17 protein-coding genes are annotated in these 23367 nt (G+C 74.1%); 6 read left to right on the top strand and 11 right to left on the bottom strand.

The window, feature by feature from the left end; all coding sequences use genetic code 11:
* The first annotated feature begins 94 nt into the window (after positions 1–94).
* Positions 95–1573 (top strand): protoporphyrinogen oxidase, encoded by a 1479-nt coding sequence (gene hemG, locus AB0N04_RS22565; RefSeq protein ID WP_360217379.1) that lies wholly within the window; start codon positions 95–97, stop codon positions 1571–1573.
* A gap of 174 nt (positions 1574–1747) precedes the next feature.
* On the opposite strand, the gene AB0N04_RS22560 is transcribed toward hemG, so the two are convergent.
* From AB0N04_RS22560 to AB0N04_RS22520, 9 genes are all read right to left on the bottom strand, one after another.
* Positions 1748–3499 (bottom strand): FAD-dependent monooxygenase, encoded by a 1752-nt coding sequence (locus AB0N04_RS22560; protein WP_360217382.1) that lies wholly within the window; start codon positions 3497–3499, stop codon positions 1748–1750.
* A 246-nt stretch (positions 3500–3745) separates the two neighbouring features.
* Positions 3746–4210, bottom strand: coding sequence for a pyridoxamine 5'-phosphate oxidase family protein (locus tag AB0N04_RS22555; protein ID WP_360217385.1), 465 nt, complete (start codon positions 4208–4210; stop codon positions 3746–3748).
* Positions 4207–5316 (bottom strand): GntG family PLP-dependent aldolase, encoded by a 1110-nt coding sequence (locus AB0N04_RS22550; protein ID WP_360217388.1) that lies wholly within the window; start codon positions 5314–5316, stop codon positions 4207–4209. The genes AB0N04_RS22555 and AB0N04_RS22550 overlap by 4 nt, the downstream gene beginning before the upstream one ends.
* A gap of 6 nt (positions 5317–5322) precedes the next feature.
* Positions 5323–6726, bottom strand: coding sequence for an aldehyde dehydrogenase family protein (locus AB0N04_RS22545; RefSeq protein WP_360217391.1), 1404 nt, complete (start codon positions 6724–6726; stop codon positions 5323–5325).
* A complete protein-coding gene (locus AB0N04_RS22540; RefSeq protein ID WP_360217394.1) occupies positions 6723–7820 on the bottom strand; it encodes a hypothetical protein in 1098 nt (365 codons plus the stop codon). Before AB0N04_RS22540 ends, AB0N04_RS22545 begins: the two co-directional genes overlap by 4 nt.
* A complete protein-coding gene (locus AB0N04_RS22535) occupies positions 7762–9606 on the bottom strand; it encodes an asparagine synthase-related protein (RefSeq protein WP_360217397.1) in 1845 nt (614 codons plus the stop codon). The genes AB0N04_RS22540 and AB0N04_RS22535 overlap by 59 nt, the downstream gene beginning before the upstream one ends.
* Positions 9594–10598, bottom strand: coding sequence for an alpha/beta hydrolase-fold protein (locus tag AB0N04_RS22530; RefSeq protein ID WP_360217400.1), 1005 nt, complete (start codon positions 10596–10598; stop codon positions 9594–9596). The genes AB0N04_RS22535 and AB0N04_RS22530 overlap by 13 nt, the downstream gene beginning before the upstream one ends.
* Complete coding sequence (locus AB0N04_RS22525; protein WP_360217403.1) at positions 10595–12001, bottom strand: MBL fold metallo-hydrolase; 1407 nt, start codon at positions 11999–12001, stop codon at positions 10595–10597. Before AB0N04_RS22525 ends, AB0N04_RS22530 begins: the two co-directional genes overlap by 4 nt.
* Positions 12001–13368 carry an SUMF1/EgtB/PvdO family nonheme iron enzyme gene (locus AB0N04_RS22520; RefSeq protein ID WP_360217406.1) on the bottom strand — a complete coding sequence of 456 codons (1368 nt, stop codon included), beginning with the start codon at positions 13366–13368 and terminating at the stop codon, positions 12001–12003. Before AB0N04_RS22520 ends, AB0N04_RS22525 begins: the two co-directional genes overlap by 1 nt.
* Before the next feature lie 313 nt (positions 13369–13681).
* Here AB0N04_RS22520 and AB0N04_RS22515 point away from each other — a divergent pair, with 313 nt between their 5' ends.
* Positions 13682–14479 (top strand): phytanoyl-CoA dioxygenase family protein, encoded by a 798-nt coding sequence (locus AB0N04_RS22515; protein ID WP_360217409.1) that lies wholly within the window; start codon positions 13682–13684, stop codon positions 14477–14479.
* A gap of 36 nt (positions 14480–14515) precedes the next feature.
* Here AB0N04_RS22515 and AB0N04_RS22510 read toward each other — a convergent pair whose 3' ends face one another.
* Positions 14516–15784: an ATP-grasp domain-containing protein gene (locus AB0N04_RS22510; protein ID WP_360217412.1), complete on the bottom strand. Its 1269-nt coding sequence runs from the start codon at positions 15782–15784 to the stop codon at positions 14516–14518.
* A gap of 89 nt (positions 15785–15873) precedes the next feature.
* On the opposite strand from AB0N04_RS22510, the gene AB0N04_RS22505 reads away from it, so the two are divergent.
* On the top strand, positions 15874–17079 hold the full coding sequence (locus AB0N04_RS22505) for an MFS transporter (RefSeq protein ID WP_360217415.1): 1206 nt from the start codon (positions 15874–15876) through the stop codon (positions 17077–17079).
* Positions 17080–17146: 67 nt separating this feature from the next.
* Complete coding sequence (locus AB0N04_RS22500; protein WP_360217418.1) at positions 17147–18601, top strand: nucleotide disphospho-sugar-binding domain-containing protein; 1455 nt, start codon at positions 17147–17149, stop codon at positions 18599–18601.
* 158 nt (positions 18602–18759) lie between these two features.
* Here the strand turns inward: AB0N04_RS22500 and AB0N04_RS22495 are convergent, their stop codons facing one another.
* Positions 18760–20301 carry an alpha/beta fold hydrolase gene (locus tag AB0N04_RS22495; protein ID WP_360217421.1) on the bottom strand — a complete coding sequence of 514 codons (1542 nt, stop codon included), beginning with the start codon at positions 20299–20301 and terminating at the stop codon, positions 18760–18762.
* A 163-nt stretch (positions 20302–20464) separates the two neighbouring features.
* Here AB0N04_RS22495 and AB0N04_RS22490 point away from each other — a divergent pair, with 163 nt between their 5' ends.
* Entirely contained in the window at positions 20465–20821 is a 357-nt protein-coding gene (locus AB0N04_RS22490; protein ID WP_360217424.1) for a VOC family protein, read from the top strand.
* 131 nt (positions 20822–20952) lie between these two features.
* On the top strand, positions 20953–23352 hold the full coding sequence (locus AB0N04_RS22485; protein WP_360217427.1) for an excinuclease ABC subunit UvrA: 2400 nt from the start codon (positions 20953–20955) through the stop codon (positions 23350–23352).
* The last annotated feature ends 15 nt before the right edge of the window (positions 23353–23367 follow it).

Here is a 23367-nt window from a genome sequence, read left to right as displayed (position 1 = left end):
GAGCCCCCGGCCACATTGCCAAGAAACCGTCCCGGCGCCGGCCGTCGGCGCCGGGGCGGCTCTACGACACCGTAACCACGAAGGAGCTGGTGGAATGGCTGGCAGCGAACGGGACCAGGTGAACGGAAAGCCCCACGTGGTCATCATCGGGGGTGGTATCTCGGGCCTGGCGGCGGCGTTCTATCTGCGCAACGAGCCGGTCCGGGTGACCGTCCTGGAGGGCTCGGACCGGATCGGCGGCAAGCTGCTGGTATCCGAGGTGGCGGGTGTCGCGGTCGACGAGGGCGCCGAGTCGCTGTACGCCAACCGCGTCAAGACCACCGGGCTGATCAAGGACGTCGGCCTCGGCGAGCAGATCATGTCGGCGGGCGTCACCGCCTCGGCGATCTGGACCAGGGGCGACATCCGCAACCAGCCCGACCGTCAGTTCATGGGCGTGCCCTGCGACATGGACGACCTCGCCAAGTCCGGCGTGCTGTCCGCGGCGGGCGTCGACCGCGCCCGGCAGGACCTCGCCCTGCCCTCGTTCGACCGGGACGGCGACGTCTCGGTCGCGTCCTACGTCGGCGGCCGGCTCGGCCAGGAGGTCGTCGACCGCCTCGTCGACCCGTTCCTCGCCGGCGTCTTCTCCGGCCGCGCCGAGGACCTGTCGTTCGAGGCCACGCTGACCCCGCTGGCCAAGGCGTCCGGACGGCACGCCTCGCTCGCCGACGCGGCCGGCTCGCTCGTCCCGGAGCTCGCGCCGGGCGAGAAGCCGCCGCCGGTGAGCGTCGCCAAGCTGGCGGGCGGCTTCGGCAGCCTGCCCGCCGCGCTGGTGCGCGAGGTGCTGGCCGTCGCCCCGGACACCACGGTGCGCACCGGCGCCCCGGTCCGCGAGCTGGTCCGCGGCACGGACGGCTGGAAGCTGACGGTGGGCCCGGCCGGCGACCCGGAGCTGATCGAGGCGGACGCCGTCGTCGTCGCCGTGCCGGCCGGCCCCGCGGGCAGCCTGCTCGCCGGGGTCTCCGGGACGTCGGCGGCGGTCTCCGCGCTCACCGAGGTCCCGTACTCGAGCGTCGCCGTGGTCACCCTGGCCTACCCCCGCGCGGCGTTCCCCGGCGGGCTCTCCGGCCGCGGCTACTCGGCCTACCGGGTGCCGGCGGTGGAGGGCAGGGCGGTCAAGGAGGTCACCTTCACGACCGTGAAGTGGCCGCACCTGGCCGGCGAGGTGGAGATCGTCCGCTGCTCCTTCGGGCGCTTCGGCGAGGACCACCTGCTGCAGCGCGACGACGCCGACCTGGTCGCCGTCGCCGCGGCCGAGCTGGCCGAGGCCACCGGCGTCACCGGAGCCCCGGTGGCGTCCCGGGTGAGCCGCTGGGCCGACGCCCTGCCGCAGTACACCGTCGGCCACCTGGACCGCGTGCAGCGGATCCGGGACACCGTCGCGGCCCAGCCCGGGCTCGCCGTCTGCGGCGCGCTGTACGACGGCGTGGGCGTCGGCGTCTGCATGACCACCGCGCGCAAGGCCGCCGACCAGGTCGCCGGCTGGCTGCGGAAGGACGCCGCCGAGCGCTCCGTCGCGGTCGGGGTCTGAGCGGTCTCGCCCGGAACGGTCCGCCGTTCCGGGCGACGGCCTGCCCGGTGTCCCCGGGAGCCGGCACCCCGCCCCCGCCCGACGAGGACGGCGGCGCGGCGGGACCCGCCCGGAGAACGAGAAGTGGCCGTGCCCGATCACCGGGCACGGCCACTTCTCGTCGGTGCTCGCGGGTCAGCGCCCCAGGACGGCGGCGAAGACCCCGGTCAGCACCTGCTCCGGGTCCTCGGCCCCGGCCGGGCTGCGCCAGGCGACGTGCTGGTCGGGGCGGACCAGCAGCGCGCCGGCGTCGGTGATCTGCCGGACGGCCTCCCACCCGCCGTCCACGTCCGCGAACTCGGCGCCCGCGCCGACGACCGCCGTGACGAGCTGGACGTCGAGCCGCTCCGCGATCCGCGCGGCCGCCTCCGCCCACGGGGAGCCCTCCGGCCCGGTGATCAGCGTGAAGCCGGTGCGGCCGGTCAGGTCCAGCGTCGACAGCCGCTTGCCGTCCTTGGTGATCCAGGCGTGCGGCAGCCGGTGCCCGGGGCGGGAGGTCGGCGTGTGCTCGTTGCGCATCGGGACGCGGACCGGCGGCTCGGTCCCGTCCGGCAGCACCGCGCCGGCCTCGTACGCGAAGCCGACCTCCATGTCGAGGGACTGGCAGCCGCCGCGGTGGGTGTGGAAGATCTCCAGGGCGCGGGCCCGCACGGTGTCCCCGAGCCAGGACGGGTCGAAGTACGACTCCAGGCGCTGCTTGCGGCGCCCCGCCGGGATGTTGTGGCCGGCGCCGACCGCGTCGATCACGGCCTGGTGGTGCACGGCCGCGGAGACCGCCCAGTCGACGTTCTGCCGGCCGATCGGCCGGCGCTCGGCCTCGTAGGTGTCGATCAGGCTCTCGGGCGCCCGCCCGCCCAGCACCGCGGCCAGCTTCCAGGCCAGGTTGTGCGCGTCCTGGATGCCGGTGTTGAGGCCCAGTCCGACTGCGGGCGGCTGCTTGTGCGCGGCGTCGCCGGCGATCAGCACCCGGCCGACCCGGTAGCGGTCGGCGAGGATCGCGTCCACGATCCAGTCCGTCACCTTGTGGACGGTGATCTCCAGGTCCGGGATGCGCAGCAGCTCGCGGATCCGGGGGACGACCGTCTCGGCGTCCCAGCGTCCGGGCGGGCCGGGGGCGAAGTGCAGGCCCCACTGCTCGCAGGCCTTGCCCCAGCTCGGGCCCATCTCGATCAGGTTGCTGGAGAGGTCCGGGTCCTCCGGGCTGAGGAAGTGGGTGATGAGGGTGCCCTCCTCCCACCACTCGGACAGGTCGGCGGAGAAGTAGGCGGTCGTGGTGTTGACCAGCCCGGGCGGGCCCTCCATCCGGATGCCGACCGCCGGGCCGACGAAGCGGCCGCCGTCGGCACCGATCAGGTACTGCGCCTTGACCGTGGTGACCTCGCCGGTCTCCACGTTGCGCACCTCGGCGAGCACGTGGTCGCCCTCGTCGGAGAAGGTGGTCACCTCGTGGTTGAAGAGGACCCGGCCGGGGTTGCGCTCCTCCGCGTGGCGGCGCAGGATCGGCTCCAGCCACATCTGCGGGAGCTTGGCCGGCAGCACCGGGCCGATCGCCGCGTAGGACTCCTCCAGCTCGCCGCCGCCGAAGGCGTCCATCTCGTGGATCAGCCGGCGGTCCAGCGGGCCGTCGCCCGCGAGGGTGGTCTGCCAGCGCACCTTGCCGAAGTACTCCAGCGGAGCGGCCTCGGCGAGCACGTCGTCGGCGACGCCGTGCTGGCGGTAGATCTCCATCGTGCGCTGGTTGAGGTAGTGGGCCTTCGGAATCCTCGACGTCTCCGGATGCCGTTCCACCAGCAGATGCTCAACGCCCTGGTCGGACAGGAAGACGGAGGCGGACAGACCGCATCCGCCGCCGCCGATGATCAGGACCGGAACCTCGATTGCTCCCATATTCGACCTTCCAGAAATGACGGATGCCTTGCCCCGCAGCCTGGCAAGGCGCTCTTCAGCTCCGGTCAAGAACGGGTCGACTCCGGGTGGGCGCACCCCGGCGCCGCAGCGCCTCCGTCCCACCGCGGCACCGCACCTCCGCCGCTCGGCCCCGGGCCCCGGGCCCCGGGCCCCGGTGCAGCGCGCCCCGGCCGGGCGGTCACCGCGGTGACCGGCCGACCGGGGCGCGGGGCGCCCGGGCGCGGGTCAGCCGGCCCAGACGCCGTCGCGCATCATGCCGCGGCCCGCCAGCTCGTTGGCCTCCCGCCAGGCCTGGATGCGCCGCGGCCGGATCCGGAAGTACTGGTAGGGCTCCTTGAGTTCGCGCGGGTCGAACCCGGTCTTGGCGGCGAACGCGTCCCCGGTCTCCCGGCCCAGCTCGGTGAGGTCCACCGGCTCCGCGACGCCGTCGACGATCACCACGTCGCGGGTCGGGCCGAGGCCCAGCCGCACCCGGCCGTCCGCCAGCAGGTTGCGGCCGGTGACCGAGTCGCGCGGCGTCGAGACGAGGATCGCGCTGCCGTCCCAGAGGTAGGACAGCGGGATCAGGTGGACGCCGCCCGGGCCGTCCGGGGAGCCCGAGGACGCGACCCAGAGGTCGACGTCCTCCTCCAGGCGGGCCCGGGTGTCCCGCAGCCGCTCCTCCAGTCCACGCGGTGGCACGTCCGTCATGCTTCCTCCATCGATGTCAGGGAGGCTCCCCGGCCGGGGAGTTCTCCGTCGGTCGCCGGTTGCGCGGTGGCCGCCACGGCCGCGAACGCCCGGACGGCGGCGCGCACTCCGATGATGTCGTGCGCGCGGTGCACCGCGAAGCGCACATGGCCGTTCGGCAGCGGCAGGACGCGGACCCCGTGGCCGGCGAGGCGTGCGGCGCACTCGCCCGCGGCCAGCCCCGGCACCCGCGCCATGACCATGTTGGTCGGCCGGGGCGGGCCGATCAGCTCGACGCCCGGCACCGCGGCGAGCCCGGCGGCGAGCGCGGCGGCCGTCCGGTGGTCGGCGGCCAGGTCGGGGAGGCGGCCGAGCGCGACCAGGGCGGGCGCCGCGAGGACGCCCGCCTGGTGCAGGGAGCCGCCCAGCCAGGTCCTCAGCTCACGGGCCCGCGCGATGAACTCGCCCGTCCCGCACAGCAGTCCGCCGACCGGCGCGCCGAGCCCCTTGGAGACCGAGAAGGCGACGCTGTCCGCGGGCTCCGCCAGCTCCGCCGGCCGGACGCCGAGCGCCACCGCCGCGTTCGCCAACCGGGCGCCGTCGAGGTGCAGGTGCGCGCCGTAGCGGTGGGCGAGCGCGGCCACCGCGCGGGTCGCCCCCGCGTCGAGGGCGTTGCCGCAGCGCATCATGCTGGTGTTCTCCAGGCAGACCACCGTCGGCCGGCCCGCCCCGGCGGCCAGCAGCGCGGCCAGCGCCCCGGGTTCGGGTCGGCCGTCGTCCAGCTGGGGCACCGTCAGCAGCTCCGCGCCGCCGAACCGGCGCAGCCCGTCGGACTCCAGGAAGGCCATGTGGGCGCCGGATCCGACGATCAGCCGCGGACCGGGGGCGCCGGGCGGGCCGAACGCCGCGACCGGGGCGAGCAGGTTCGCCATCGTGCCGGTGGGGGTGAGCAGGGCGTCCTCGGTGCCGAGCAGTTCGGCCACCGTCCGCTCCAGCCGGGTGACCGTCGGGTCGTCGCCGTAGACGTCGTCGCCGACGGCCGCGCCGGCCATCGCCGCGCGCATCCGCGCGTCCGGCACGGTCCGGGTGTCGCTGCGGAAGTCGAGCCCGGCCCCGGGCGGCGCCACCGCGGCCTACCGCCCCGGCCGGTGGGCCACCCAGACGGCGCGGGGCCTGGTGTAGCCCTCCACCGCGTGGACGCCCAACTCGCGCCCGTAGCCGGAGCTCCCGAGCCCCCCGACGCTGACCGACTCCTCGGTGTCGCCCCAGGTGTTGACCCAGACCATGCCGGCCCGCAGGCCGCGGCCGAAGCGCTCGACCCGGTCCGCGTCCGAGCTCCAGACCGAGGCCGACAGGCCGTACCCGGTGTCGTGGGCGAGCGCCAGCGCCTCGTCCTCGCCGCCGAACGGGACGACGGACAGCACCGGCGCGAAGAGCTCCTCCCGCCAGGCCCGGCACCCGGACGGCGTGCCGTCCAGGACGACCGGGTCGACGTAGAACCCGCCGTCGAGGTCGCGCCGCACCCCGGAGCGCCCGGGCGGCAGGATCACCTTGGCGCCCCGCAGCGCCGCCTCCTCCACCGCCTCGGCGGCGCGGGCCGCGGCGGCCGCGCTGATCAGCGGGCCGAGGTCGGTGTCCGGGTCCTCCGGCCGGCCGACCCGGAGGGCGGCGGCCAGCCCGGCCACCCGCTCGACGAACTCCGCGTGCACGGCCCGGTCGACGACCAGCCGCGTCCCGGCCACGCACATCTGGCCGGTGTTGCCGGTGAACCCGGTGACGACGGCCCGGGCGGCCGCGTCGAGGTCGGCGTCGCGGAACACCACGACGGGGCTCTTGCCGCCCAGTTCCAGCGTGACGGGCTTGAGCCCGTCCGCGCAGCGCCGCGCGACCTCGCGCCCCGCCGCCGTCGAGCCGGTGAACGACACCATGCCGACGGCCGGGTGGTCGCAGAGCTGCCGTCCGGTGTCGGCGCCGCCGTACACGGCGCCGAGCACGCCCTCCGGGAAGAGCCCGGCGGCCCGCCCGACCAGGTGGCGGACGGAGAGCGGGGTCTCCGGCGCCGGCTTGACCACGACGGTGTTGCCGTAGGCGAGCGCCGCGGCGACCTTCCAGACGGCCAGCAGCAGCGGGTAGTTGTTCGGGGCGATCGCCGCGCACACCCCGACCGGCACCCGGTCGGTGTAGCTGCGCACGCCCGGGCCGGCCGGGTGGGTCTCCCCCACCGGGTACCGGGCCGCCGCGGCGAACCAGTCGACCACCCGGGCGGCGAAGTCCACCTCGCCGAGGGCGCGCCCGGTGGGCTTGCCGGTGGTGCGCCGCTCCAGTGCCGCGAGTTCGGTGCGCTCCGCGCGCAGCAGGCCGCCGAGCTCCCGCAGGAGGTCGCCGCGGCGGGCCGGGGAGGTGTCCGCCCAGTCGCCGTGCAGCGCCGCCCCGGCCCGGCGCACCGCCTCGGCGACGCCGGGGGCGTCGGTGTCCGGCAGACGGGTGACCGGCCCGCCGGTGGCGGGGTCGAGGAGCGTCCGCCCCCCGGCGGTCATCCGAGGACCCCGGCGCGGCCGGCGAGCCGCAGCCCGGCGTCGAGCGCGGCGACCAGGCCGCGGAAGTCCGCGGGCCCCAGACCGGCCCCGGCGCTGCCGAGCAGCCGCAGCCGGTAGCCGTCCGGGTGCTCCCACCAGGCGTCGCAGGCGCCGAACTCCGCGCTGACGTAGCCGAGGTGGAGGGGCCGGCCGTCGAGGTCGTGCAGCTCCTCGGTGGCGGGGTGCTTGTCCCGAACCGGCGGGAACTCCAGGCGCCCGCCGCCGCCGCGCTGCGCGGTGAGGCGCAGTTCGCCGCCGTCCGCGCAGGTGTAGACGACCTCCAGCTCGCGCACGGCGGCGCCGTCGCCGAAGGTCGCGGCGCTGTCGGCGCGGTACCCGGCGACCGACAGCGGCACCCCCTGCCCGGTGAGGAAGGCGTCGACCTCCCCGGCGGGGACCCACTCGCCCTCGTGCTCCCGCCCCCGGCGGTGGAACAGGAAGACACCGGTGGGCACCGACACCATGTCGGCCCGGTGCCGCGCCCAGTAGCTCAGCTCGGAGAACGGCGTGGCCAGTACCCGCGGCACCGCCTCCGGCACCGCCGGCCGCAGCCCGGCGAACAGGGCGACCAGCTCCTCGTCGGTGAACTCGCCCTCCAGCACGGAGAGTTCGACGGTCGTCCCGGCCAGGCGGGCGCTGCCCGCACGGTTGCGCAGGTAGTCCGTCCCGAGCCACGCCACCCGGCCCCCGCCGATCCCGGACGCCCGGTTCTCGCTGCCCCACAGGCAGGGGTGGTCCGCGGCCGGGAAGGCCCAGTCGTACCGGAACTGCTTGAGCCGCAGCCGGCGCCCGCCGCCGGCGACCTCGGTGCGGTAGCCGGCCGGGTTGGCGTCGCTCCACGGGCTGCGGCCCTCGGCGTCGACCCGCCCGGGCGGGGCCTCGCGGCGGAGGGTCCCGGCGCCGGCGGTGCAGCCCGCGGGCAGCACGGTCGGCCGCCAGACCACGAAGTTGCACCAGTCCTGTGCCAGTTCCTCCGCGATCACCGGGGGCACCGGGTCAAGGTCGGCGGGGCTGTCCAGGATCTGCCAGCGCCACTGCGGGACGGAACTGCTCACCGTGACTCCTCGGGTGGGTTCTGAACTCCGCGAGGTGGTCCAGCCAGGCGGAGGTTGAGGCCAGGAACATCCATTCGCCGACGCCCAGTTCGGCGCGGAGCCCGGCCGGAAGCGGCGGCAGGCCGAAGGGCGCGCCGAAGCCGTCGGCGAGCTCGGTCAGCCGGCGCAGGTAGCCGGGGTCGGTGGGGGTCGGGAACCCCTGCTTGCGGCGGTGCCGCACCGACTCGGGCATCAGGTCGGCGAGCGCCTCCTTCAGCAGCCCCTTGTGGCTGCTGCCGGGCTCGCCGGTGTCCTTCAGGTGCTCGGGGCAGCGGAAGGCCAGTTCGGCGAGGGCGACGTCCTGGAAGACCGGCCGGTCCTCCAGGGTGAAGGTCGACGAGGTGGCGTCCACCATGTCGTTGACGTAGACCAGGAAGCGCCGCAGCAGGTGGTGCCGGCCGCGCTTGAGCGGGGACGCCGTCTTCAGCGCCCGGTACTCGTCCATGGTGCGGGCCCACACATGGTCGGTGACCGCGGACATGTCGACGCCCAGCTCCTGCGCCATCCAGCCGACCAGCCGGGCCCAGACCGGCCGTTCGTCGGCGTGCAGCCGGTGGGTCAGGTAGTGGCGCCCGTGGATGTGGGTGGGTGCGTACGGGTCGACGACGGGGAAGTAGCGGCCGGCCTGGTAGCCCCAGAGCTCGTCGGCGCCGTGGCCCGAGTAGACGACCACGTTCCGGTCGGCGGCGACGGTCCCGTAGAGGTGGTGCATGGCCAGTTCGGCGCCGTGCAGCAGCGGCCGCATCAGCCGGGTGGGCAGCACCGGCACCAGGTCGGCGGCGGCCTCGCGGCCCAGGTCGCAGACGGTCAGCGGGACGCCGAGGCCGGCGGCGACCTCGGCGGCGTACGCCACGTCGTCGCCCGAGCCGCCGATGCCGTCCTGGTAGCGCAGCACGTACCCGTCGACGGGCACGCCCGCCCTGGTCAGGGCCGAGACGACGGCCGTGCTGTCGACACCGCCGCTGATCACCGCCGCCCGCGGGACGTCGGAGACGGCGCGCTCGGCGACCGCCCGGTCGAAGGCGTCCCGGATCTCCTCCGGGGAGACCAGGCCGTCCACCGGGGTGGGCATCCAGTAGCGGTGCGTCCGGGTGTCCGGCCGGTCCACCACCAGGTACTCGGCGGGCTGCAGGGACCGCACGCCGCGCAGCCAGGTGTGGTCGTCCGCCGCGTCCATCCGGATCCAGGAGCGCAGCACGTACTCCTCCGGGTCCACCTCGGGGGTGACCAGGCCGGTGCGCAGCAGCACGCCCTGCTCGGAGGCGAACAGCAGTCCGCCGTGGGTGAAGGCGTAGAACAGCGGCTTCACCCCGAAGTGGTCACGGGCCAGCACCACGCGGCCGGTCGCGGTGTCGTGCCAGGCGAGGGCGAACATGCCGGACAGCGGGCGCAGCGCGGCCGCCGGGTCGGACTCGCGGCAGACCTGCTGGAGCGCGAACTCGGTGTCGCAGGTGGTGCGGCGGGGCCACAGCGGCGCCCCGGGCGCCCGGGAGCCGTAGACCTCGCCGTTGTGCACCAGCACGACCCTGCCGCCGGGGTCGGTCATCGGCTGGGCCCCCGCGTCGCTGCGGTCGCGCACCGCCAGCCGGGTCGCGCACAGCATGACGGTGCCGCACGAGGAGACGTACGGGGCGCCGGCCCCCTCGCCTCGGTGCGCCATGGCCGCGGTCATCGTGCGGCCCAGGGCGTCCAGCCACCCCGGGTCGCGCCGCCCGTCCAGGCTGATGAAGCCCGCTATGCCGCACATGCGTCACGCTCCGGTTCCGGCCACACCCGCCACAGCCCGGCCAGCGCGTCGGTGAAGACGTGCTCGATGCCGTGGTGCCCGCCCTCGTGCTCCCGGTAGTCGTGCGGGACGCCGTGCGCCTCCAGGGCGGCGTGCAGCGCGCGGACCCCCCAGTGCATGCCGTACTCGTCGCGCTGCCCCACGCTCAGGTGGAGCAGGCCGAGGCGGGACAGCCGGTCGGCGTGGGCGGGCAGCATCCGCACCGGGTCGTGCTCCAGCCAGCGCCGCCAGACCGCGTCCCGGAACAGGCCGGTGCCGGGGTCGCAGGGCAGCGCGTCCGCCGGGGTCGTCGCCGGGTCGTCGGCGTAGCACATGCCCATCGCGATGATGCTCATCGCGACCATGAACGGGACGTCGTGCGGGCCGCTCGCGCGGCGGGCCAGCAGCGCGTCGACCCCGCCGGCCGCCCGGACGGTGTCGAGCGTGCCGGGCACCAGCGGCAGGTAGCAGTGCTCGAAGCCGGCGTCGGGCGAGCAGGCGACCACCGAGCCGAACAGCTCGGAGGTCATCCCGGCGACCAGCGCGCCGTAGCCGCCGCTGGACTTCCCGCCGACGGCCCGCCGGGCCGGCTCCGCCAGGGTCGCGAACCGCCGGTCCACCTCCGCCACGACCTCGGCGAGGAACCCGGCGTACCGGCCGGAGGCCGCGGAGTCGAGGTACTGCGAACCGCCGTACGCGGTCGTGCAGTCGGGGACGACGAGCAGCGCGGCCGGCACCCGGCCGTCCGCCATGGCCTCGCGCAGGCGGTCGGCGACGGAGGCGCCGAAGGACAGCGCCCGGCCGCCGAGGCCGGGGTACGCGCCGAAGCCCGGCAGCCAGTACACCACCGGGAAGCGGCGGATCCCGTCGTACCCGGGCGGCAGGTGCACCTCGACCCGGCGCCGGTGCGGGTCGCCCAGCGGGTTGCCGCGCAGGCTGCCGCTGTCGAGGTCGAGGACGACCGGGGCGTTCACGTGCCGCTCGCCTCCCTCAGCGCGCGGTCCACGTGCCGCGTGTAGAACGACGGGTGGTGGAAGACCGCGGAGAGCAGGACGCCGTCGCTGGCCCACAGCGCGAAGGAGCTGCCGAACAGCAGCTCGCCGGAGAGCAGGGCCTCCAGCGTGCTGGCCGCGATCTCGGTCCAGCCCTCCGCCCCGGTCAGGTGGCTGCGGGCCGGCCCGGCGCCGAGCCTGGTCACCCGGCCGGCCACCGGGTCGAGCAGGAAGGAGCTCTCGCCGCCGGGGTTCTCGTACAGCGAGACGACGTGCCGTCCGGCGCCGCCGTCCATCGCCCGGTACCAGTAGTCGGTCGCCACCAGGCGGTCCAGCAGTTCGCGCAGCAGGTCCTCGCAGTTGCGGGTCTGCCGGCCGACCCGGTCCGCGGCGGCGTCGAACGGCGGCACCCGCACTCCGGGGTCGAGCGTCACCGCGGCGTAGACCTGCTCGAAGTCGTACCCGTCGGGCCCGACCGGCCCGTCGACCAGGGCGGTCTTGCCGTCCGCCACCTCCAGCACCTGGCCCGGGCCCCACAGCAGGCCGTCGCGGCCCAGGTCGGCGAGGCGGCGCAGGGCCTGGACGGGCGTGAACGGGAACATCGCCCGGTTGCACCAGTCGTAGTCGTGCCCGTCCTCGCCGCTGACCCGCCAGCCGAACGAGGAGGGCACCGTGACGGCGGCCGGGATCGACGCGACGTAGCGGTCGAAGTTGGCGACGGCGCGGGCGCGGACGGCGTCCGGGTCGGTCAGCGGGCGGCGCTCGGTGAGCACGCCGGGCGGCGAGACGCTGTGCGCGGGCACCAGCACCGCGTCGAGCCGGGGGGTGTCCTCGCGGCGGAAGGCGGCCACGGTCGCCTCGTGCAGGAGGGCGTCCCCGCAGAGCATGACGGACGCGTCGGCGGTCTCCACCAGCACGCTCATCTCGGGGAAGGACACCGCCGAGGGGAAGGTCCGCAGGACGGCGCCGCCGAGGGTCACGGTGTCGCCCGGCGTCACCGGGTGCAGGCGCTCGAAGCCGAGCCGGCGCAGCGTCCAGGCCATCGCCTGGTGGCCGAGCCCGGAGGCGGTGAGCTGCGGCGGCACCGGGCCGGCCGGGTACAGGCAGGTGACCCCGGTGCTCCGGCGCGGGCTGTCGTCGAAGTCCACGTCGGCGCCGTCGACCAGGCGCCGCAGGGAGGGGAAGTGGTGGTGGTCGAAGTGGTGGTGGCTGAGGACGACGTAGTCGACGCCCTCGTCCAGCACCTCCCGGACCAGGTCGTCGCCCAGCGGCGGGTGGTGCTCCCAGAAGCGGTCCAGGCGCTGGGTGAGCCACGGGTCGAAGAGGATCCGCTCCGTCCCCGTCTCGACCAGGACGGCGGCGTGCCCGAGGGAGGTGAGCCGCATCAGTCCGCCGCCTCGTACACGCAGCGGAAGCCGACCTCGTTGTGCCGGTCGGTGATCAGGTCCTTGCCCCGGTAGAAGGTGGTCAGGCAGGCCGGGGGCGAGGTCCAGGTGCCGCCGCGCAGGACGTGGAACGCCTCCTTGCGGTTCATGAAGTCCAGCGGGTGGCGGCCCTTGAAGAAGGGGTCCATGTCCTCGCCGGTGTAGAAGTTCGTCCGGGTCAGCTCCCAGACGTTGCCGGACATCTGGAGCACCCCGTACGGGCTGGCGCCCTGCGGGAGGGCGTCCGCGGGCAGCACCGGGTGCTCGGGGTTCGCGCCCTGCTCGATGGTGATCAGCAGGGCCTCCAGCGAGTCGAGGTCGGCCACCTGCTCGCCGAAGGACCGCTCGACGTAGTTCACCCGCTCCGGGTCCCACTGCTGGCCCCACGGGTAGCGGCGGCCGTCCACGCCGCGGGCGGCCTTCTCCCACTGCACCTCGCTGGGCAGCGTGCCGCCGGCCCACCGGGCGAAGGCGTACGCGTCGTACCAGTCGACGCCGACGACCGGGAAGTCGGGCGCGTTGAAGCGCGGGTCGTGCCAGTGCACGGGGCGGTGCGAGCGCTCCAGCGGCTGGTCGGGGTGGTCGAACTCGCCGGAGTCGCCGACCTCCTCCAGGAACTCGCGGTAGCGCGCGTTGGTCACGGTGGTGCGGTCGACGAGGAACGCGGGCACGTCCACGGCGCGCAGGGTGCTGTCGTCCTGCGCCATCCGGAAGGCGTCGGGCTTCTCGTCGGCGCCGATGATCGCCGGGCCGCCGGGCACCAGGACGACGTCGGGGTTGCGCCGGGGGCGCTTGCGCACGGCGTCCAGCCGGGCCCGCATGTCGGTGAAGTACTCGTCCTCCAGGCGGCGCAGTTCGGCGGGGTCGCGGGTGCCGAAGATGCTGATCAGGGCGCGCTTGGTGAGCGCGGCGCCGCAGCCGACGGGCTTGCGCGCCCAGTCGGGCCGGGTGAAGTTGCTGGGCCAGCCCGAGATGCGGATGAGGTCGGGGACGGCGGTGGCGATCCGGTGCTCGGTGATGACCTTGAGCGCGGTGAACGCGACCCAGTCGACGGTGTCGTGGGTCGCGGCGGCCACGGCGGTGTCCGCGGCGGAGTCGCCGAGGTGGTGCTCGGCGAGCAGCCGCACCGCGCCGGCCCGCACCGGCCACTCCGGGTGGGAGACCACGAGGCTCGCCAGCAGCGGCACCCCGTCGGCGGCCCGGCCCTTCTCCTCGGCCAGGCCGAGGACGCGCTCGACCGAGGCCCAGTAGCGGTCGTCGGCGGAGTCGTCGATCACCAGCAAGTCGGCGGGGACGTCGATGACCTGTGTTACGCGATTTCCTACCATCTCAACCTCTCTCGGACGACGTGCCGCCCGTACGGAATCGAATTCCATACGGGCGGCGCATTCGCTGGTCAGCGGATTACCACTTGCTGGTCTCCTGCTGGGCGTCGCGGCTGTCCATGAAAGTACCGTCGGACATGTTCCACTCCTTCCTGAACCAGTTTTCACGAGGCCGGACGACCTCATGGCCCGAAAGCTTAGGCAGGGCCGCCGGAACGCGGCAACGGCCGCATTCCGGCATCACTTGAACATGAACGGTCCGGTATTCCTGTGGGTGGGTCCGCGAGGATCCGACATCAGCGAGGGAGAGAGAGAAATGGTTGATCCCCATTCCCCTGACCTGCGGGAGAACGGGTTCGCCCGGCTCCCCGGGCTGGCCGCCGGCGAGGTGCTCGACCGGCTCCGCGGCGCGGCGGGCCGGCTGGCCGACCTCGTCCGCGACCGCACCGTCTCCACCGGGGACTTCGTGCTGGAGGCGCCCGGCATCGGCGGCTGGGCGGCCTGGCAGCAGGGCTCCGGCGCCCTGCCCGGAGTGCTCCGGTCGGCCGACCGGATCCACGAGCACGTCCCCGAGTTCGACGCCGTGCAGCGCTCGCTCGGCCTGGCGGACGACGTGGTCGGGCGCGCCGTCGGCGGACCGGGCACGCTGGTCAACGCCTTCCTGTGGGCCAAGCCGCCCGTGGTGGGCTCGGCGAAGCCCTGGCACCAGGACATGGCCTTCGCGCCGCCCGGCTTCGGCACCGGCGAGCACGGCATCGTGACGGTCTGGATCGCGCTGGACCCGGCCACCGAGCGCAACGGCTGCCTGGAGTTCCACCCCGGCTCCCACCTGCTCGGGCTGCTCCCGCACTCCGGGGACCGCGAGCGCCTGCCCGGCGAGGCGCCGCTGGCCCGGGCGGTCGAGCCGCACGTGGCGGACGAGCACCTGCCGCGCACGACCGAACCGGTCCCGGTGCCGCTGGAACCCGGTTCGGCCGTCGTGTTCGACGGTCTGGTGCTGCACCGCTCGGCGCCCAACACGACGGCGGCGGAGCCGCGCACCGCGGTCAGCTTCGTCTACCGGGTGCCGCTGCCGTCCTGGTCGAGCCTGGAGCCGGCCGCCGTCCACCGCTGAGGTTCGACTGCGGCCGGTCCGCGCTCGAACGCCGCCTCAGCCGCGCTCGAGCCCGTAGAACGCGGCCCCGTCGAGGTGCCGGATGGTGTTGAGGTCGCGCTGCACGACCTCGTCGAGGTCGTGCAGCAGCGTCACGATCACCGGGTACGTCAGGTCGTCGACCGTCCGCCGGATCGGCTGGCCCGGTTCCACCAGGGTCGCCAGGGCGTGGAAGCCCTCCAGCGCCTCGATCCGCTCGATCCCCCGGTACTCCTCCAGCAGTCCCTCCACCGGCGAGACCATGCCGAAGATCGCGCAGTACCTCCGCACCCGGTACGGGCGGCCCGCCCGGGCGTGGAAGCGCTCGGGCCGCAGGTAAGCGTCCACGGTCCACTCCGGCTGGGACTCGCCGATCGCCAGCCCGGCGGTCGCCGGGATGCCGCCGCCGGCCATCCGGGCGCCGACCTCGACCAGGCACGGCCCGTCGGGGGTCATCCGGATCTCCAGGTGCGCCGGGCCGTGCGCGATGCCGAGGGCGTCCAGCACCCGGAACCCGTACGCGGTGAGCGGCTCGACGACCGGGCTGTCGGAGTCGATCAGCGACAGCGCGTCGCAGAGGTCGACGACGCCGTTGGCGCTGACCCGGCTGGTCCGCCAGACGTCGCAGACGTGGTGGCGGCCGTCCCGGCTCACCGTGTTCACCATGTACTCGGTGCCGGCCAGGTACTCCTGCGCCACCGCCCCGCGGTTGGGCCGGGAGAAGACGTCGTCGGCGCCGACGAGGGAGCGGAAGGCGGCGACCGACTCCTCCGGGGTGTCGCAGAAGTGGACGCCCTGGCTGGCCGCGCCGCGCGGCGGCTTGACCACGACCCGCCCGCCGAGCTCCGCGTGCCAGGCGGCCAGCTCGTCCGCGTCGGTGGCCCACAGCTGCCGGGCCGCCCGCAGGCCGGCGGCGCGCACCGCCTCGACCATGAGGTGCTTGTCCCGCCTGGCCGCGCTGAGCGCGGTCCCGTTCCCGGGCAGGCCGAGCCGCTCGGCGAGCTCGTCCGCCAGTTCCACCCCGACCTCGCCGCCGGAGAGCACGGCGACCGGCGAGTACGCCGCGACGGCCGCGGCGGTCGCCGCCGGATCGCCGTCGTGCACGATGTCCGCGATGAAGTCCCCGGGGACGTGCGGCGAACCGCGGTACGCGGCCGGGACATCCCGCGTGCTCTGCACACGGACGACCGAACATCCCTGCTCACGGAATTCCAGGACGAGCGAGCGGACCCCGGCGTAGGCGTCCACCAGCACGATGCACGGGTTTTCCCCAATAGCTGCTGTCATGTGTTCAACGATAGACAGGATCGGCCATCGCCGATATCCGTTCAGCTCTGCCATCCTCCACCCCTGAAGGGGGACGCAAGGAGGAAGAGATGACGTTGTTTCCCACGGCGCTGCGCTCGCCGAATTCCACTCCCGCATTACTGTTCGTCAATACCTGCGGGAGTTTCCTGCTGCTCGTGAGCCTCTCCACCCGGGTCGGTTCCGACACCGGCTCCGGGCTGCTCGCCGGAGCCCTGCTCAGCGCGCCCTGGCTGCCCGCCCTGCTGCTGGCCGCCCCGCTCAACCGACTGCTCGCCCGCCCCGCCCCCGAGCGGCTGGTCCGGCTGGCCGAGGCGGCGAGCCTGGCCCTGACCGCGGCCGCCCTGCTGGCGCCGGGCCGCGCGCTGCTGGTGACCGCCACCGTGCTCGTGGTCGTCCGCGGGTACTTCGAGGCGATCACCCGCTCGGCCACCGCGGTCGTGCTGCGCGGCGCCGTGCCGCCGGAGCGGCTGGACCGGGCCAACACCGTCGCCGAGATCGGCAAGCTGACCGGGGTCAGCGTCGGCGCCGCACTCGCCGGGCCGGCCGCCTCGATCCTGTCCCTGCGCGGGCTGGTCGCGCTGAACGTGGCGACGCTGGCGCTCTCCGCGCTGCTCGCCTGGGCGCTGCCCCCGGCCACCGCGGTGGCATCCGACGGCGGCCGGGCCGCCGCGGGCGCCACGGGCGGCACCCGGCTGCGGGTGGACGACCCCGCGCTGCGCCGGCTGCTCGGGCGGTTCCTGCTGGTGGCGTTCTGGCAGGGCTTCCACACCGTGGCCGTGACCGTCGTCCCGCTCGACCTGCTGCACGGCGGGACCCGTCTGGTGGGGGTGTTCGTCGCGGTCTCGGCGGTCGCCGTCTTCGCCGGCTCGCTCGCCGCCCTGCCGGTCCAGCGCCACCTCGACCGGGTGCCCTCCGCCGCCTGGGCGCTGCTCCCGCTGCCGCCGCTGCTGGCGGCGGTGCTGATCGGCCGGACGGTGCCGACCCTCGTGCTGTACGCGCTCTTCCTGGTGTTCTTCGAGATCGCCTTCGTGCACTACAACAACCGGCTGCTGGCCACCGCCTCGGCCGAGGAGCTGTCCTCGGTGGTCACGCTGCGGGCCACGCTGCTGCCGTCGGGCGTGGCGGTGTCGATCCTGCTCGTGGGCGCGCTCTGCGACCTGACGGGCCCGCTGCCGGCGACCCTCGTGATCGCCGCCGTCACCGTCCTGGTGACCGCGGCGACCGGGAGCACCAGGCAAGTCTGGAGAAGATCTGTAGCGGACGCGTCAGGATGATGGAAGCGGCGGTGAGCGAGGCGTTCGCCCGCGAATTCTTCCGCCCCTGAAGCTAAGGACGTCCGCCATGCGCGTTCTCATCGTGCCGTTCCCCTGGAAGACCCACCTCTTCAACCTGGTGCCGCTGGCGTGGTCGCTGCAGACGGCGGGGCACGAGGTCCGGGTGGCCGGCTGGCCCGACCTCCTCGACGCCGTCACCGGGGCCGGGTTGATGGGTCTGGGCGTCGGGCCCGGCGAGACCCCGGAGGAGCGGAAGCGGCGGGACCAGCGCAGGGCGGGTCCCGCGCCGGCGGCGGGCGGTCCGGCCGGGGGCAGCCCGGCCGGCGGCGGCCCGGGCCGAGGGGGTCCCGCACAGGGAGGTCCCGCACAGGGGAGTCCCGCACAGGGGGGTCCCGCGAAGGGGAGTCCCGCACAGGGGGGTCCCGCGAAGGGCGGCCCGGCCGGCAACGACCTCGGCCCGCTGTTCGACGCCGACCCCGGCCGGGAGCGGCTCGGCTGGGAGGCCGTCACCAAGGTCTTCGACGACCTGGTGCTGCCGCAGGCCCGGCGCTCCAACGACTCGATGATGGACGACCTGGTCTCCTTCGCCCGCGAGTGGCGGCCCGACCTCGTCCTCTGGGGCGCGAAGGCCTTCGCCGGTGCGGTGGCCGCCGCGGCGGTCGGGGCGGCGCACGCCCGGGTGCTGTACTCGGTCGACGTCTACACCCGGATGCGCGAGGACTACCTGCACGCGATGGCCCAGCAGCCGCCGGAGGAACGCGTCGACGGGCTGCGCGAGTGGCTCGGCGGCTGGGCCGGGAAGTACGGCTTCGAGTTCTCCGAGGACCTGGTGAACGGGCAGTTCACCATCGACCCGCTGCCGGAGGCGTTCCGCCCCGACCCGCGCCCGACCACGCTGCCGATGCAGTTCGTCCCCTACAACGGGCCGACCGTCATGCCGCGCTGGCTGGCCGAACCGCCGCGGGTGCCACGGGTGCTGATGACCTTCGGGGACTCCGTCAACGACGGCCCGGTGCAGCACCTGCTGCCGGTCGAGAAGATCCAGGAGATCCTGGACTCGGTGGGCGACCTGGAGATGGAGCTGGTCCTGACGCTGCCCGAGGAGTCCCAGCGCAAGCTCACCGAGGTGCCCGCCAACACCCGCCTGGTGGAGTCCGTCCCGCTCTCCGAGGTCCTGCCGGGCTGCGCGGCCATGGTGCACCACGGCGGGACGTGGTCCTTCGGCTGCGCACTGCGCTACGGCGTCCCCCAGCTGCTGATCAGCCGGGCGTTCGACCTCCCGCTGAAGCTCCAGTGCCTCGAACGGTCCGGCGCGGGGCTCTCCATGAAGCCCGCCGAGGTGGACGGCCCCGGGGTCAGGGAGGCGATCGTCCGCCTGCTGGAGGACGAGGGCCTCCGGGCGAACGCGCAGCGGCTGCGCCAGGAGGTGCTCTCCATGCCGTCGCCCAACGAGTTGACCCGCACCCTGGAGGTGCTGGTGCTCGCCCACCGGGCCGGCGCCGCCCCCGCCGGCGCACGCTGAACACCCGTCCGCCCGCACGCTGAACACCCGTCCGCCGAAGCCGGGCTGATCATCGGTCACCAGCCCCCCCGTGCAGGCGGCCCCGCATGTCTGTCCCATGCGGGGCCGCCCGGCGGACGGGTGCCGGAGCCGGACCGGGAGCCCGGCCGGGATCCGGATCAGGAGGCGGTCGGGACCGGGTCCGGCGCCGCCGCGCAGGTGGCGTCGACGAAGGCGCCGGCCGCGGGGCGGGTGCCGTCGCGCAGGTAGTCGCTGGCGTAGGCGTTGAGGCAGGTGTTGCCGTTGGCGGAGAGCGCGGCGCCGACGTTGTGGCCGTCCTTCTCCACGATCAGGCGGGAGTTCGGGAACAGCCAGTGGGTCTCGTAGGCGCCGTAGACGCCGTGCGCGGTGTCGTACTGGGGCTGCACCAGCAGCACGTCCACCTGGCGGTTGCCGATCCGCGGCGTGGGCTGGGCCTTCACCGGCCAGAAGGCGCACGGGGCGTTGTACCAGGCGTTGGTCCAGGTGATGAAGCGGTTCCCGTCGGCGTACTGGCCGGCGTAGTCGTCGTGCCAGGTGTCCCAGTCACGCGGCGAGGAGGCGTCGGTGCACTGGGAGGCGTTGTTCATCGCCTGCCGGTTCTGGTGCGGGAAGCCCGGGACGGTGAAGGTGGCCTTCAGCGAGGTCCCGTCCCCCTTGACGACCCAGTCGGAGAGCACCTTCGCCCGGGATATCCAGGTCCAACTGCGGTAGAGCACCGGCTCGAAGACGTCCGTCCACTCGGCCGGGCCGATCTTGCCGTCGAGCGGCGTGGCGCGCAGCGCGTCCTGGCCCTTGTAGTAGTTCGCCTCGACGGCCTGCTCGGTGGTGCCGAGGTGGTAGACCGAGTCGTACTTGGCGACCCAGGTGAAGAAGATCTTCGCGTTCTCCTCCGAGGTCTCGTTCTTGTCGACGTTGTCGTCGTACCAGGCGCCGCCGGGGCTCACCACGCTGTCGAGCAGCATCCGGCGGACCCGGTTCGGGTACATCGAGGCGTAGATCGAGCCGAGGTAGGTGCCCCAGTCGGTGCCGAAGTACGTGATCTTGTCCTGGCCGAGCGCGATCCGCATCCGGTCCAGGTCGCGCGCGGCGTCCTTGGTGCTGAGGTGCTTCAGGACGTCGCCGTACTTGTCCCCGCAGCTCTTGGCGTAGGCCTTGGCCTGCTCCACCAGCGCCTGCTCGGCGGCGGGCGAGCTCGGCACCGGGTCCGGCTTGGCGTGGCCGGGGTCCACGTAGTCGGGGTCGCAGACGACCGACGGCTCGCTGGCCCCGACACCGCGCGGGTCGAAGCCGATCCAGTCGTAGGCGGCGCCCACGTCCTTGGCCAGCCCGGTGGTCCCCTTGGCGTAACGGGTCGGCAGGTCACGACCGATGCCGCCGGGCCACTGACCGCGGTTGAGGATCACGACGCCCTGGTACTGGGCGTCGGGGGCGGTGTGCTTGGCCCGGGTCAGCGCGAGGCTGATCTTCTGGCCGTTGGGCTTGTCGTAGTCGAGCGGCACCTGCACCGAGCCGCACTCCAGGCCCTTGAGCAGGGCGCCGAGAACGGGGTCGTTGTCCGGACACAGCGTCCAGGAGACGCTGCCGGCGGCCGGCGCGGGAGCGTCCGCCGCGGCCGGGGCGACGGTCGACCCCACCAGACTGGCCGCGATCACCGTCGTGACCAATGCGAGCTTTTTCACGTGATTCCCCTTCTGGATGCAACGCGCTCGCAGCCTGACAAGGACGTCTTTATTTCCGGTCGACGGCGGCTGGACCGGCACTGGAGTGAGCACAAATGGAGAAGCGCCGCGTCTGGAATGCTCCCTAGCATCAATTGACATGATCTCAACCCCAGGAGTGACCATGGCTGACACCGCCACCCAGGGAATCAAGACCGTTCTGCATCCCGTCAAGGACCTGGCAACGGCCAAGAAGCTCTACACCGCCCTGCTCGGCGTCGAGCCGCAGACCGACGAGGACTTCTACGTCGGCTTCGACATCGCGGGTCAGCACATCGGTCTGGTGCCCGGGGCGGGGACGCAGGGCATGACCGGGCCGGTCGCCTACTGGCACGTCCCGGACATCCAGGCGAAGCTGGCCGAGGTGACCGCCGCGGGCGCCACCGTGCAGAACGCCACGGCCGACGTGGGCGGCGGCCGGCTGGTGGCCACCGTCACCGACGCCGACGGCAACGTGCTCGGGCTGCTGCAGGACCGCTGACCCGGGGCAACGCCTCGAATCCCCCTCGAGCGCCCCTCGAGCGTTCCTTGAGGGGGAATCGAGGGCGGCGCCGCAGGCTCGCCGGACGGGGCCGGGCGCGCACGGTCCCCATCCCGCGAGATGGAGAGACCATGGGCAAGGACACCGGGGCGGACCAGGCCTCCACCGAGACCGGGCCGCACCCCGCGGACCGCCACGACCTGATCCGGGTGCACGGGGCCCGGGTGAACAACCTCAAGGACGTCAGCGTCGAGCTCCCCAAGCGCCGGCTGACGGTGTTCACCGGCGTGTCCGGCTCGGGCAAGAGCTCCCTGGTGTTCGGCACCATCGCCGCCGAGTCCCAGCGGCTGATCAACGAGACCTACAGCGCCTTCGTCCAGGGCTTCATGCCGACGCCGGCCCGCCCCGAGGTCGACGTCCTGGACGGGCTGACCACCGTGATCACCGTCGACCAGCAGCGGCTGGGCGGCGACCCGCGCTCCACCGTCGGCACCGCCACCGACGTCAACCCGATGCTGCGGATCCTGTTCAGCCGGATCGGCCGGCCGCACGTCGGCCCGCCCAGCGCCTTCGCCTTCAACGTCCCGCGGCGCACCGCGAGCGGGGCGATGAACGTCGACAAGGGGCGGGGCGAGCGGGTCGTGGTGCGCAAGGCCGTCTACCACGGCGGCATGTGCGCGCGCTGCGAGGGCCGCGGCACCGTCTCCGACATCGACCTCACCCAGCTCTACGACGACTCCAGGTCGATCGCCGACGGCGCGTTCACCATCCCCGGCTGGACGCGCGACAGCTTCTGGACCACCCGGGTCTACGCCGAGTCGGGCATCCTCGACCCGCACAAGCCGATCCGTGACTTCACGGCCCGGGAGATGCGGGACTTCCTGCACGGCGAGCCGACCAAGGTGAAGGTCGACGGGGTCAACCTGACCTACGAGGGCCTGATCCCGAAGATCCGGAAGTCGATGCTCTCCAAGGACCGCGAGGCGCTGCAGCCGCACGTCCGGGCCTTCGTCGACCGGGCCGTCACCTTCGCCACCTGCCCCGGGTGCGACGGCTCCCGGCTCAACGAGGAGGCCCGCTCCGCCCGGATCGGCGGCACCGGCATCGCCGAGGCCTGCGCGATGCAGATCAGCGACCTCGCCGCCTGGGTCCGCGGGCTGGACGAACCGTCGGTGGCACCGCTGCTGGCCAAGCTGCTGCACACCCTGGACTCCTTCGTGGAGGTCGGGCTCGGCTACCTCTCGCTCGACCGGCCCGCGGGCACCCTGTCCGGCGGCGAGGGCCAGCGCGTCAAGATGATCCGCCACCTCGGCTCCTCGCTCACCGACACCACCTACGTCTTCGACGAACCGACCACCGGCCTGCACCCGCACGACGTGCAGCGGATGAACGGCCTGCTGCTGCGGCTGCGGGACAAGGGCAACACGGTGCTGGTCGTGGAGCACAAGCCGGAGGCGATGGCGATCGCCGACCACGTCGTCGACCTCGGGCCGCGGGCCGGCTCCGAGGGCGGCGAGGTGGTGTTCGAGGGCACCCTCGAAGGGCTGCGGGCCAGCGGCACCGTCACCGGCCGCCACCTCGACGACCGGGCCGCCCCCAAGGCGGCGGTGCGCACGCCGACCGGCCGGCTGGAGATCCGCGGCGCCACCCGGCACAACCTGCGGGACGTCGACGTGGACGTCCCGCTCGGCGTGCTGTGCGTGGTCACCGGCGTGGCCGGCTCCGGCAAGAGCTCGCTGATCCACGGCTCGGTCGCGCGCCGGGAGGGCGTGGTGGCGGTCGACCAGTCGCCGATCAAGGGCTCACGGCGCAGCAACCCGGCGACCTACACCGGCCTGCTCGACCCGATCCGCACCGCCTTCGCCAAGGCCAACGGCGTCAAGCCCGGGCTGTTCAGCGCCAACTCCGAGGGCGCCTGCGGCACCTGCAACGGCGCCGGCGTGATCTACACCGACCTCGCCGTGATGGCCGGGGTCGCCACCACCTGCGAGGACTGCGAGGGCCGGCGCTTCGAGCCGGCCGTCCTGGAGCACCTGCTGGGCGGCCGCGACATCAGCGAGGTGCTCGCCATGCCGGTCGACGAGGCGCTGGAGTTCTTCGGCGCCGGCCCCGCTCGGATCCCCGCGGCGCGGCGCGTCCTGGAGCGCCTCGCCGACGTGGGCCTCGGCTACCTCGGCATCGGCCGGCCGCTCACCTCGCTGTCGGGCGGCGAGCGGCAGCGGCTGAAACTGGCCGCGCACATGGCCGACAAAGGGGGCGTGTACGTCCTGGACGAGCCCACCGCCGGGCTGCACCTGGCCGACGTCGAGAACCTGCTCGGACTGCTGGACCGGCTGGTGGACGCCGGGAAGTCGGTGATCGTCGTCGAGCACCACCAGGCCGTGATGGCGCACGCCGACTGGATCATCGACCTCGGCCCCGGCGCCGGCCACGAGGGCGGCCGGGTCGTCTTCGAGGGCACCCCGGCCGAGCTGGTCGCCGCCCGTTCGACCCGCACCGGTGAACACCTCGCCGCCTACGTCGGCCGGTAGCGCCCGGTCAGGGGG

Origin of the sequence: Kitasatospora sp. NPDC051702 (assembly GCF_040681575.1) — a bacterium.
Taxonomy (GTDB): domain Bacteria; phylum Actinomycetota; class Actinomycetes; order Streptomycetales; family Streptomycetaceae; genus Kitasatospora.
Note: the sequence above shows the minus strand (reverse complement) of the source record. Positions and strands in the feature narration are given on the sequence as shown.

Coding starts and splice junctions, on each gene's coding strand:
- hemG (WP_360217379.1), top strand. CDS start 95: ATGGCTGGCAGCGAACGGGACCAGGTGAACGGAAAGCCCCACGTGGTC.
- AB0N04_RS22560 (WP_360217382.1), bottom strand. CDS start 3,499: ATGGGAGCAATCGAGGTTCCGGTCCTGATCATCGGCGGCGGCGGATGC.
- AB0N04_RS22555 (WP_360217385.1), bottom strand. CDS start 4,210: ATGACGGACGTGCCACCGCGTGGACTGGAGGAGCGGCTGCGGGACACC.
- AB0N04_RS22545 (WP_360217391.1), bottom strand. CDS start 6,726: ATGACCGCCGGGGGGCGGACGCTCCTCGACCCCGCCACCGGCGGGCCG.
- AB0N04_RS22535 (WP_360217397.1), bottom strand. CDS start 9,606: ATGTGCGGCATAGCGGGCTTCATCAGCCTGGACGGGCGGCGCGACCCG.
- AB0N04_RS22525 (WP_360217403.1), bottom strand. CDS start 12,001: ATGCGGCTCACCTCCCTCGGGCACGCCGCCGTCCTGGTCGAGACGGGG.
- AB0N04_RS22520 (WP_360217406.1), bottom strand. CDS start 13,368: ATGGTAGGAAATCGCGTAACACAGGTCATCGACGTCCCCGCCGACTTG.
- AB0N04_RS22515 (WP_360217409.1), top strand. CDS start 13,682: ATGGTTGATCCCCATTCCCCTGACCTGCGGGAGAACGGGTTCGCCCGG.
- AB0N04_RS22510 (WP_360217412.1), bottom strand. CDS start 15,784: ATGACAGCAGCTATTGGGGAAAACCCGTGCATCGTGCTGGTGGACGCC.
- AB0N04_RS22505 (WP_360217415.1), top strand. CDS start 15,874: ATGACGTTGTTTCCCACGGCGCTGCGCTCGCCGAATTCCACTCCCGCA.
- AB0N04_RS22500 (WP_360217418.1), top strand. CDS start 17,147: ATGCGCGTTCTCATCGTGCCGTTCCCCTGGAAGACCCACCTCTTCAAC.
- AB0N04_RS22490 (WP_360217424.1), top strand. CDS start 20,465: ATGGCTGACACCGCCACCCAGGGAATCAAGACCGTTCTGCATCCCGTC.
- AB0N04_RS22485 (WP_360217427.1), top strand. CDS start 20,953: ATGGGCAAGGACACCGGGGCGGACCAGGCCTCCACCGAGACCGGGCCG.